Source organism: Streptomyces sp. NPDC092045, assembly GCF_044756005.1.
In the GTDB taxonomy this organism is placed as follows: Bacteria; Actinomycetota; Actinomycetes; order Streptomycetales; family Streptomycetaceae; genus Streptomyces.
Genome location: NZ_JBIVSC010000001.1, coordinates 1554374 through 1565504 on the forward strand (window position 1 = coordinate 1554374; position 11131 = coordinate 1565504).

An 11131-nucleotide genomic window follows, 5' to 3' on the forward strand; every position below is an offset into this window, starting at 1 on the left:
CTCAGCGTGCGGGGTGGGGTGCGGGCTCGACGTGCTGGACGAACCCGTCCTCCAGGACGATCGCGGAGTCGATGTCGGCACCGTCCGGCACGACGGCGCCGGGCAGCACGACACTGCGCCGCACCCGGGCGTCCGTGCCGATCCGTACGCCGGGGAAGAGCACGCTGTCCTCGATGTCGCCCCGGCTGACCAGGTCGACGGGGACAACGGAGCGGCGGACGCCCGGCGACTCGGCGACCCGGCGCCGTTGCAGGTGCGGGGAGATGGTCCAGGGCAGCGCGCGGACCGGCAGGGTGGCGTCGGGGCGGGTCATCGCGAGATGCGCGCGGTGGTACCGCTCCACCGTGCCGATGTCCTCCCAGTGCCCCTCGACGCGGTGCCCCCGGATCCGTTCCCCGGTCGCGAGCATCGCCGGGATCACGTCCCGACTGATGTCGTGCTGCCAGTCAGTGCCCTCCAGCTCCTCCAGGTACCGTCGCAGCACCTTGGCGTCGAACACGCAGAACGCGGCGAACACCAGGTCGGACGTGGGGTGTTCGGGCTTCTCCACGAAGGTGGTCAGGGCGCCGTCACGGTCGAACGCGACCATGCCGAAGAGAGGGACCCAGCGCGGATCGATCCGCTGGTAGGCGACCGTGAGCGCCGCCCGCGAGGCCATGTGCCCGCGGATCAGCGGGCCGTAGTCGAAGCGGTAGGCGTGGTCGGCGTGGAGCACCATCACGTGCTCGGTCCGGGGGCCGAAGATGTGCTCCCCCTTGCGGATGAGAGCGTCGGCCGTCCCCTTCTCCAGGGGCCAGGTGCGCTCGGGAAGCCGCGCGGGCAGCTTCTCACCCGCGGCGCGGTACGCCTCGTCGTACGGGCCGAAGTGGATCCGGAAGTCGCGCGACGCGCCGTTCCAGGCGGAGTGCAGGTCGTCCATCAGGAGGCGCTCCTCGTACTGCGAGAGCAGGAGCACCTCCCCGAGGCCGGAGTCGCGCGCGTTCGCCAGGCTGAAGTCGATGAGCCTGCAGGCGCCGCCGTAGGGCACGAGGGGCTTCAGGCGCCCGGTGCCGAGCCGGCCCATGCGCTCGCCCCGGCCGCCGGCGAGCACGACGGTACGGACGGAGTCGACCTCAGCCACGACGCGCCTCGTCCCAGGCGATCCGGCCGTTCGAAAGAGTCAGGAGCAGCTGGGCGGCGGTGCCCGCCGGTGGAGCGGTGCCGACGAACTCCCCGGCCGCCCGGCGGGTCCACTCGGTGATCTCCGCCTCGGCGCGGCCCCCGGCGTCCCGGGGGCCGGGGACGACCAGTTGGACGCGCTCCGCGTGGGCGAGCCGGTAGCGCAGGTCCGCGCCGTGGGGCGCGCACCGGTCGCCGAGGCGGGCCACCCGCTCCGGGGGTATCGCGTCCGGCCACCGTCCTGCCACCTCCTCGCACACGGCGAAGTCGGCGCGCGCCCAGGCGGCGTCGAAGAACCGGAGGGCCAGTGCCCCCGTCACGGGACCCAGGCGTTCGGCGGCGGCCAGGTCACCGGTCTCCACGGCCGCGTCGAGCACCTCCTGGGGGCGCTCCTCCCAGGTACGGGGCGGCAGGGCGTCGAACCAGCCGTGCCGCAGAGCGGTGTCGGTCGCCGGCTCGGGGGCGACCCCGAGCCAGAGGTCCCGGAAGACCTCCAGATGGAGATCGGCGCAGTGGTCCCAGGTGAAGCCGCGTGCCACCCGCCGGGCGCGGGCCGACAGGAGCCGGTACTCGTCGGGCCGGTCGAGGAAGAGGCGCACGGCCTGCTGGAAGCGGTCGGCGAGGCCGTCGACGAGGAGCGCGTCGTCCTCGGCGAAGGACCGGTTGACCGAGAAACCGGTCCGGGTCGTGCCCTCGTCGGCGTGCCGGAAGTGGGCCATGCCCCACTGGGCGGTGGCCACCGGCACCGCCCCGCACGCCATGGCCTCGCCCTGGGCGATGAGGAAGGTGTCCATCTCGAACTTGGAGGGGAACACGCAGAAGTCGGCGGAGGCGGCGTAGGCGAAGACCCGACCCTCGTCGACCCGTTCCCACTCCAGGTGCACCCGCCTCTTGTGACGTTCGGCGACCTCGTGGAAGTACGGGTCGTCGATGCCGGTGCCGGTGATGCAGCGCAGGACGAAGTTGGCCGCGAGGCCGTCGGAGAGGACCCGGTCGATCGCCCGGACCAGTTCGACCTGTCCCTTGTGGTGGACCGCGTAGCGGGCGTTGTGGAAGAACGTCGGAAGGGACGGGTCCAGACCGAGTCCGGAGAGGACGGCGACCCGGTCCACCGTGTCCGGATCCGGGGTGAGCCAACCGTCCGAGATCGCGCAGCCGCCGACGAACTGCTTGTGCGCGTTGCGGCGGACCGTTCGGGAGACCGGCAGCGCTGCGAACAGGTTCTCGAACGGGGTGTCGCGGAAACTGTTGTAGAAGTCCCGCTGACCGGGGCAGAGGAAGTCGATGGCGTCGGAGTGGTCGGCGACCAGACCGTAGACGGTGAGGTGGTCGGGCGGATACTCGTAGTGGAGATGGGTGCGTGTCTGGTACTGGCGCTGGGCCTCGCGCTCGCCGGCCGGCAGCGGCGGCTCCTCGTCCGGCAGCGGCGGTGCGCCGAGGAGGTCGAGGAGCCTGCGGACCTCCGGTCCGTACACCTTCTTGGTGATCGGCATGTTGCTCTGCACGGTGGTGACCACGCTCTTCAGCGGGTCGTCGCTCAGCGCCGGCGGCAGGAGGTAGTGGTAGTACGGCTCGTGGGCGTGGACGATCGCCCGTTCGTCGCCGAACCAGCCGCGCAGGAAACGCACGCTGTCGACCTGGAACACCAGCGGCTTGAAGAAGGTGAGGTCCTTGCCCTTCGCCGAGTACGGCGGGTAGAACGTCTCGGGCAGGCGGTCCAGGTAGTCGTTCGAAAGGAAGTAGAGGTCGACGCCCTCCTTGCGGATCCGGTGAGCCGTGGTACGGAGCTCCACGGACACCTCGGTGGGGAAGCCGCGCCAGACGTCGGGGTCGAGGACGAGGGGCAGGGTGTAGCGGTCCTCGTACGGCAGGTCCTCGACCGTGTGGCGGCGGCGCAGGTCGTCGAGACGCCCGTGGGCGGGGGTCACGACGGACACCCGGTGGCCCTTGCGGGCGAAGGCGCGGGAGAGGTTCCAGAGATACACCGAGGTGCCGCCCTGGAGGAAGGTGTGGTCGAACCCGCAGCATTCGAAGTACGTCTCGATGACGTGCAGCGGTTCGTCGGTCACGTCACTCACGTCAGGTCCTCGTGGTCAGGGTGAGGGGGAGCGGGGAGGGAAGACCGAGCGCCATGGCGTGACGCAGGTCGATCGCGGCGTGGTACGGCCGGGCGTGCGCGAAGTTGTAGTCGAGCTCGTGGAGCAGGCGGCGGAGGTAGAGCAACCGGCGCAACGGCTCGTCGGGGAGCCCCCGTTCAGGCCCGGCAAAGGTTCCGCCGGTCCCGCCGGTCCCGCCGGTCCCGCCGGTCCCGTCGGTCCCGCCGGTCCCGTCGGTCCCGTCGGACCGGTTCGACCCGCCGGACCCTTCCGACCCGTCGCGCGTGAGCAGCAGACCGGCGACCTGCCGGCGCCACCTGTCCGCGGCCTCGAACACGAGCAGGAGCACGGACCGCTCCCGTGGCGGCATGTCGGCGCCGCCGTCGAGGGAGGCGAGCATCGTCTCCGTCGAGTCGGCCCCCAGGAGCCGGGCGCTCTCGTACGCGGCCTCGTCGGCACTGAAGTACTCCAGTGCACGTCCCAGCGCCACCAGGTCCTCCAGCGGCGACTGTTCGGCCCAGCCCGGTTGGTCGGGACCCGTGCCGGGGGTGGAGATGTCGATGAGCCGTGGCGGGTCCCACAGCAGGTGCGACAGATGGAGGTCTCCGTGGCAGGGCCCCGCGGGGTGTGTGCCGGTGGCGTCGAACGCCGCCCGCAGCAGCTCGATCTCCGAGGTGAGCGAGCAGAAGGCCTTCTCCAGCGCCGCCGGGGGGAGTTCCACGCCCTCCCGGGCCCGCTCGGCGAGCGCGTGGCACCGTTCCTCGGCGGCCCGCAGGACGCGCTCGATGGGGTAGTCCGGCGGGGGAGTCCCCCGGCCCAGCCGAGTTCGCAGCTCCTCGTGGAACCCGCCGAGGAACGAGCGGGCCGTGCGCAGCGGGTCGGCCAGCGGAGCGAGGTGCTCCCGGACCAGGCCGTCCAGGCCCCCGGACCCGCCCGTGTCGTCGGCACCGCCGGGCTCCCGGGACCCCGTCGCGTCACCCGTCAACCGGGGCCAGAGCGCGCGCAGGTTGGCGCGCAGCGGGGTGTCGATCCCGCTGCCCGGTGTGTACGTGTACACCACCCCGAGCGCCAGCCGGTCGGCTCCGCCCGGGGGCACGTAGCCGTAGTCGCCGAACCACCGGGGCGTGTGACCGCTGCCGTTCATCAGACGCAGCAGTTCGGGTTCCCGTACCTCGGCACCGAGGGTGCGGTAGGCCTTGTGGAGGTGGGGACGGCCGTCGATGTCGAGGAGCGAGAGCGAGTTCGAGGACCAGCCCTGCGCGAAGGGGAGGAGGGAGACCGCGCGGGCCGTGGCTCCGCCGCCGCGGAACTCGACGTGACCGCCGCGGGCGGTGGGGATCCGGCCCCCGGCCGCCATCAGCCGCACACAGGCCAGGTCGAAGGCCTCGGAGCCCTGGGCATCGGCCAGGCGGCCCGTCATGTCCGTGTGGGCGGGGACGAAGAGGAGCCTGCCGTGTGCCGGGCCGCCCACGACGGACACGAGGAACAGCGTGGTGTCGGAGCCGAGGGGAGCCTCGTCGATCGGCGTGTAGCGGTCGGCCCGGCGGACGTCCTCCGGCAGCCAGGCCGCGCCGCGCAGCAGTTCATGGAGCTGGGTGTCGCTGGTCACGCGGTTCGTCAACTCCCGGTCATCTCGTATCTGGAAAGTCCGCGCTGCCAGAGCGACAGCGCGGCGAGCAGGGAAAGACCCGTTACGACCGGAAGCCACCTGATCAGTTCGGTGGAGCCGTGGAGCAGGTAGACGGCCGGTGCGTACGAGGTGAAGGCGAAGGGCAGTACCCAGGTGAGGAGCATCCGCAGCGACGGGTGGTAGAGGTCGAGCGGATAACCGGCGAACTCGGACACCTGGGTGACCGTCTGCATCGCGGGCATGCTGGTCACCGTCCAGAACGACAGGGACGCGAAGAAGAGCTTCACGGCGGCGTGGATGAGCGCCCCGCAGACGATCAGCGGGAGCACGAGGGCCCATTGCAGGGCGCTGGGTTCGAGACCCAGCTCGGCTCCCGTCCAGAGCACCAGGACGGCTCCGACGGCCAGTTCGCCGAATCCGTCCGGGTGGAAGAAGCGTTCCGACAGGAGCGAGAAGAGCGGGTTCACCGGACGGACCAGGTAGCGGTAGAACTCGCCCCGCTGGATCAGCTTGCGGCCCAGTTCCCACAGCTGGTCGGTGAAGAGGTGGTCGAGCCCGCGCGGCAGCAGGGAGCAGCCGAGGAGGAAGAGCACCTGGTGGTAGGACCAGCCGGCGATGGCGGGGACGTGGGTGAAGACCACGCCCACCGCGAGGGTCTGGAGCCCGACGCGGACGAGGAAGGCCCCGGAGCCGAGGAGGAAGTCGAGACGGTACGCGGTGAGCCGGTGCAGGCCCACCCCGCCGAGGAAGAGCGCCAGGCGTAGATGGCCGCCGAGGGTCCGGTTCATCCGCCCAGCACCTCCAGCCGGCCTGTCGCGCGGCGCCACAGGACGGCGCACAGCAGGACGAGTCCCACGGTCCAGCCGAGCTGGTGGCCGAGGACGGCGCAGGCGCCGCCGGCTCCCTCGTACCGGCCGAGGAGCAGGGTGAGAGGCCCGTCCGCCATGGCGCGGAACGGCAGGACCATGGCCAGGGTGTGCAGGGGGACGGGCAGCAGGGACAGGGGGACCATCTGTCCCGCGAAGAACGCGACGGTCCCCTGTTTGACCATGCGGACGCCCCAGGTGTTCGTGGTGACGAACCCGGCCATGCCGGTCAGCAGGTTCACGCAGAATGCGATGACCGCCGAGAACGCGGCGGACAGCGCGAAGAGCGCCGCGTCCACCGGGGTCGGCACGGTCAGCGGGACGAGGACGGAGAAGAGCACGAGCAGCGGGACGCCCACGAGGAGCGCGTTGGCGGCGATCACGGGCAGGCAGGCGGCGAAGCGGACCAGCGGATAGCTCACGGGACGCACGAGCATCACCGCGATGTCGCCGCGGTAGACCTCGGCCGCCACCTCGTCGTCGACCCGGTTGGCATGCACCACGGCCAGGACCTGGGCCACCACCAGGTAGGTGGTGATGCTCGCCGGGGTGAAACCGCCTGGTCCGGGGCCCGGAGAGCCGGCGTAGACCGCCCGCCACAGGAAGACGGTGACGGCGGCGCCCGCCGCGGCGGTGACACCGGTGATCAGGAAGGTGGAACGGTACTGCAGCAGGGACTGCAGTCCGCTGGTGGCGAAGGGCACGTAGGTGCCGGCGCGCAGCGGGGCCCTCACACGGCACCGCCGTCCCGCGCGGAGGGGACGCCGCTCCGGTAGGTCTGGCGGAGCACCGTCTCCAGGTCCGGTTCGGGGGCGTAGCAGTCGGCGAGCTCGAAGTGCTCCAGGAGAAAACCGAGTACGTGCCGGGAGGTGAAGGCGTCCGCAGGGTAGTCGACCCGAATCCGGCCCTCGTTCGTGAGGCCCGCCGTGGCGCCCGGAAGCCCCGTCTCGATCCGGAGCACGGTGTCGTGCGCTCCCGGACCACCGCGGTGATCGAAGACCACCGACCGCCGGTCGGCGCGGCGCAGCAGATCGTGGAGTGCGCCCGCGTGCACGACCCTGCCGCCGTCGACGACGAGCGCGTCGTCGCAGATGGCCGAGATGTCGGAGAGGTCGTGGCTGGTGAGCAGCACGGTCGTGCCCAGCTCGGCGTTGGCGCGGTTGACGAGGGCGCGGACGGCTTCCTTGAGGACCATGTCCAGGCCGATCGTCGGCTCGTCCCAGAAGACGACCTTCGGGTCGTGCAGCAGGCTCGCCGCGATCTCGGCGCGCATCCGCTGCCCCAGGCTCAGCTGTCGTACCGGTGTGGTCCCCAGGGCGTCGATGTCGAGGAGCTCGCGATAGAGGGCCAGGTTCCGCTCGTACACCGTGTCCGGTATCCCGTAGATCCTGCGCAGGATCTGGAAGGAGTCCGGCACGGAGAGGTCCCACCACAGCTGGCTGCGCTGCCCGAAGACCACGCCGATCGAGCGGGCGTTCTCCCGGCGCTGCCGGTAGGGCTCGACGCCGTTGACCAGGCACCGGCCGGAGCTGGGGGTCATGATGCCGGTGAGCATCTTGATCGTGGTCGACTTCCCGGCCCCGTTGGCGCCGATGTAGGCGGTCTTGGAGCCGGCGCGGAGCCGGAAGGAGATGCCGTCGACGGCGCGCACGGTCCGGTACTCGCGGGTGAGGAGCGTGGAGAGGCTCCCGAGGAGGCCGGGCCGCCGCTCGGCTGTGCGGAAGTCCTTGGTGAGCCCTTCGGCGACGATCACGCGGCCACCACGCGTTCGACGGCCTGCCCGAGGATCCGTACACCTTCGTCGAGGAGCGCCTCGTCCAGGGTGAAGGGGGGCGCGAGCCGGATGACGTGGCCGCCGACCGAGGTTCGGAGCCCCAGGTCGAGGGCGGTGGTGTACACGGCGCGGGCGGTCTCCGGGGCGGGGGCCCGGGTGGCGCGGTCACGGACGAATTCGAGGCCGTGCAGCAGACCGACGCCCCGCACCTCTCCGAGCACCTCGAAGCGGGCGTGCAGGGCGGCGAGTTGCTCACCCAGCCGGTCACCGAGCACCCGGACCCGCTCGATGAGCCGGTCGCGCTCCACGACCTCCAGCGTCGCCCGTGCGGCGGCGATGCCCAGCGGGTTTCCGGCGTACGTGGACGCGTAGGCGCCGGCCGGTGAGGCCGCGGGGGAGTGCAGAAGGCCGCGCCGGCCCGCGAGGACGGCGAAGGGGAAGCCGTTCGCCATCCCCTTCGACATCGTCACGAGGTCCGGTTCCACGCCCACGAGTTCGGAGGCCAGGAAGGCGCCGGTACGGCCGCCGCCCGTCGCCACCTCGTCGGCGACGAGGAGGACGCCGTTGTCACGGCAGGCCGCCGAGACGCGCTCCCAGTAGCCGGGCGGCGGCACGATGACCCCCGCGGCGCCGAGCACCGGCTCGAAGAAGAGGGCGGAGACGTTCGGCTTGGAGGCGATGTGCCGGTTGACGAGTGAGGCGCACCGGACGTCACAGCTGGGGTACTCGAGTTCCAGCGGGCAGCGGTAGCAGTACGGCGCGTAGCCGAGGACGCTGTTGCCCGCGAAGGCCTGGTGGCCGACGTCCCAGTGGACCAGCATGCGCGCGCCCATGGTCTTGCCGTGGAAACCGTGCCGCAGTGCGCCGACGCGGTTGCGGCCCGGCTCCGCCGTGGACTGGACGACCCGGAGTGCGGCCTCCACCACCTCCGCGCCGGTGGAGAACAGGGCATACGTGTCCAGGTGCTCGGGAAGGAGGCGCGCCAGCAGTTCGAAGAACGCGGCCCGCTCGGGCGTGGGGGTGTCGTGCACGTTCCACAGCCGCTCGGCCTGGCGGGTCAGTGCCGCGACGACCTCCGGGTGACTGTGCCCCAGGGACTGGGTGAGCGTGCCGGCGGCGAAGTCCAGATACTGGTCGCCGTCGAGATCCGTCAGGACGGCTCCTCGACCCTCGGTGAAGACGCGCCGGGCGAGCGCGGCCTCCTCGGACGCGCCGGGCGCCAGATGCCGTGCCTCTCTGACCAGCAGTTCTCGCTGGTGATCTGCCACCTGTTGCCCCCATGGTCTGGACGAACTGAAGTGCGCTGGAAGCCAGTTGATCGTTCCGAAGTGCGAGTGAAGCACCCTCGCGTGACGGCTAGCAAGAGATTTCAGAAACTTTCAGACATGACTTGCAGGGCGTGGCACGGCTCTGCTTGAGTCGCTGATGCGACCGCCGACAACTGCCTCGAGAGCGAGGAGGGACCGTGCCCAGACACCGTCAGGCCGCATCCGACCGAAGGCAGCCGATGTGAAAGCCCTGGTCCTGGCCGGTGGAACCGGCAGTCGACTGCGCCCCTTCACCCACTCCGGGACCAAACAACTCCTGCCGATCGCCAACAAGCCGGTGCTCTTCTACGGCCTGGAGGCCGTCGCGGCGGCCGGCATCAGCGAAGTGGGCCTCGTCGTGGGCGACTACGCGGGCGACATCCGACGGGCCGTGGGAGCCGAGGGATCCGCTTTCGGACTCGACATCACCTACATCGCCCAGAGCCGCCCGCTGGGCCTCGCCCACGCGGTGTCCATCGCCCGAGACTTCCTCGGCGACGACGACTTCCTCGTCTACCTGGGTGACAACTACCTCCAGGACGGCATCGGGGACTTCGTCGCCCGCGCGACGCTGCACCCCGCCGCGGCCCGGCTGCTCGTCACCTCCGTCGCCGACCCCAGCGCCTTCGGCGTGGCGGAGGTCGAGACGACCGGCCGCGTGACACGGGTGGAGGAGAAGCCCGCGCACCCGCGCAGTGACCTCGCCCTCATCGGCGTCTACGCCTTCAGCCCCGCGCTGCACGACGCGGTGCGAGCGATCCGCCCCTCCGCGAGGGGCGAACTCGAGATCACCCATGCGATCCAGTGGCTCATCGACGACGGGCGGGACGTGCGCGCCGAAGCGACCCCCTCCGTGTGGCGCGACACCGGCAGCGTGGACGACATGCTGGAGGTGAACCGCCACGTCCTGGACGGCCTGAGCGGGCGACTCGAAGGAAAGGTGGACCCCGACAGCGCCGTCGTGGGACGAGTCGTCCTCGGGGAGGGCGCCGTGGTCAGGGGATCGCGGATCACCGGCCCCGTCGTCATCGGTCCCGGCAGCGTCATCAGCAACGCCGTCATCGGCCCCTACACCTCGATCGGTGCCAACTGCCGCGTCCACGACAGCTCGATCGAGACCTCGGTCCTTCTCGACGGGGCCGCCGTCGACGGCGCCGGCCGCATCGAACGCTCCTTCATCGGCCGCGACGCCGTCGTGGCGGCCCCCCGGTTCCCGCACGCCCATCGCCTCGTACTCGGCGACCACAGCAAGGTGCAGATCCACCCATGACCCGACGCTTACTCGTCACCGGCGGCGCAGGATTCATCGGTTCGGCCCACGTCCTGCGCCTCCTCGGCCCCACCGGGCCGCCGGAGGTCTCCGTGACCGTCCTCGACGAGCTGACCTACGCGGCGGACCCCGCCCACCTGGACCCGGTGCGCGACGACCGGCGCTTCCGGTTCGTGCACGGCAGCGTCACCGACGCGGAGCTCGTCGACGCCCTCGTCCCCGGCCACGACGAGATCGTGCACTTCGCGGCCGAGTCCCACGTCGACCGGTCGATCGAGGACGGCTCCCTCTTCGTCCGCACCAACGTCCTCGGGACGCAGACCCTCTTGGACGCGGCCGTCCGCCACGGCGTGCGGACTTACGTCCAGATCTCCACCGACGAGGTGTACGGCTCGATCGCCGAAGGCGCGGCGGCGGAGGACGCACCGCTCCTGCCCACCTCGCCCTACTCGGCCTCCAAGGCCGCCGCCGACCTCATGGCACTCGCCTACCACGCCACCCACGGCCTGGACGTCCGCGTCACCCGCTGCTCCAACAACTTCGGACCGCGCCAGCACCCCGAGAAGCTGATCCCGCGCTTCGTGACCGCACTGCTGGCGGGTGGGGACGTGCCCCTGTACGGCGACGGCTCCCAGATCCGGGACTGGCTCCACGTGGAGGACCACGTCACCGCCGTCGAGCTGGTCAGGACCGGCGGCCGCCCCGGCCGGGTCTACAACATCGGCGGCGGGACCTCCCTCACCAACCTGGACCTGACCCGCCGCCTCCTCGCGCTCTGCGGCGCCGGGCCCGGCCGGATCGCCAGGGTGACGGACCGCAAGGGCCACGACCAGCGGTACGCGGTGGACGACACCCGCATCCGCCGGGAACTGGGCTACGTACCGCGCGCCGACTTCGCCACGGCCCTCGCCGACACGGTCCGCTGGTACGCGGACCGGCACCCGCGGACGCCCGACGGCAGCCTCGTCGCGGGGACTCCCTCCCCCTGAGCCCGGACTGCGGCCCCTCGCGCCGCACCCGCGTTCTCGCA

Annotated in this window: 9 protein-coding genes; 2 read left to right on the top strand and 7 right to left on the bottom strand. The window is 71.5% G+C overall.

Annotated elements, in window-relative coordinates:
* Position 1: 1 nt before the first annotated feature.
* The 7 genes from ACIQKA_RS06690 to ACIQKA_RS06720 are packed head-to-tail and all read right to left on the bottom strand — an operon-like array spanning position 2 to position 8792.
* On the bottom strand, positions 2–1120 hold the full coding sequence (locus tag ACIQKA_RS06690) for a sugar phosphate nucleotidyltransferase (RefSeq protein ID WP_402540213.1): 1119 nt from the start codon (positions 1118–1120) through the stop codon (positions 2–4).
* On the bottom strand, positions 1113–3236 hold the full coding sequence (locus tag ACIQKA_RS06695) for a glycosyltransferase (protein WP_402540214.1): 2124 nt from the start codon (positions 3234–3236) through the stop codon (positions 1113–1115). The genes ACIQKA_RS06690 and ACIQKA_RS06695 overlap by 8 nt, the downstream gene beginning before the upstream one ends.
* 1 nt (position 3237) lies before the next feature.
* Positions 3238–4863, bottom strand: coding sequence for a phosphotransferase (locus ACIQKA_RS06700; protein ID WP_402540215.1), 1626 nt, complete (start codon positions 4861–4863; stop codon positions 3238–3240).
* A gap of 8 nt (positions 4864–4871) precedes the next feature.
* A complete protein-coding gene (locus tag ACIQKA_RS06705) occupies positions 4872–5672 on the bottom strand; it encodes an ABC transporter permease (RefSeq protein ID WP_383152941.1) in 801 nt (266 codons plus the stop codon).
* Positions 5669–6484: an ABC-2 family transporter protein gene (locus ACIQKA_RS06710; RefSeq protein ID WP_391096558.1), complete on the bottom strand. Its 816-nt coding sequence runs from the start codon at positions 6482–6484 to the stop codon at positions 5669–5671. The genes ACIQKA_RS06705 and ACIQKA_RS06710 overlap by 4 nt, the downstream gene beginning before the upstream one ends.
* A complete protein-coding gene (locus ACIQKA_RS06715; protein WP_402540216.1) occupies positions 6481–7503 on the bottom strand; it encodes an ATP-binding cassette domain-containing protein in 1023 nt (340 codons plus the stop codon). The genes ACIQKA_RS06710 and ACIQKA_RS06715 overlap by 4 nt, the downstream gene beginning before the upstream one ends.
* Complete coding sequence (locus ACIQKA_RS06720; RefSeq protein WP_383445768.1) at positions 7500–8792, bottom strand: aspartate aminotransferase family protein; 1293 nt, start codon at positions 8790–8792, stop codon at positions 7500–7502. Before ACIQKA_RS06720 ends, ACIQKA_RS06715 begins: the two co-directional genes overlap by 4 nt.
* Before the next feature lie 241 nt (positions 8793–9033).
* Between ACIQKA_RS06720 and ACIQKA_RS06725 the strand changes: the two genes are divergently transcribed.
* Entirely contained in the window at positions 9034–10101 is a 1068-nt protein-coding gene (locus ACIQKA_RS06725; protein WP_383152934.1) for a glucose-1-phosphate thymidylyltransferase, read from the top strand.
* A complete protein-coding gene (gene rfbB / locus ACIQKA_RS06730) occupies positions 10098–11090 on the top strand; it encodes a dTDP-glucose 4,6-dehydratase (protein WP_383152932.1) in 993 nt (330 codons plus the stop codon). Before ACIQKA_RS06725 ends, rfbB begins: the two co-directional genes overlap by 4 nt.
* Positions 11091–11131 lie beyond the last annotated feature (41 nt).

What these genes read in the sequence shown, in the direction of transcription:
- ACIQKA_RS06705 (WP_383152941.1), bottom strand. Translation starts at nt 5,672, where the DNA reads ATGAACCGGACCCTCGGCGGCCATCTACGCCTGGCGCTCTTCCTCGGC.
- rfbB (WP_383152932.1), top strand. Translation starts at nt 10,098, where the DNA reads ATGACCCGACGCTTACTCGTCACCGGCGGCGCAGGATTCATCGGTTCG.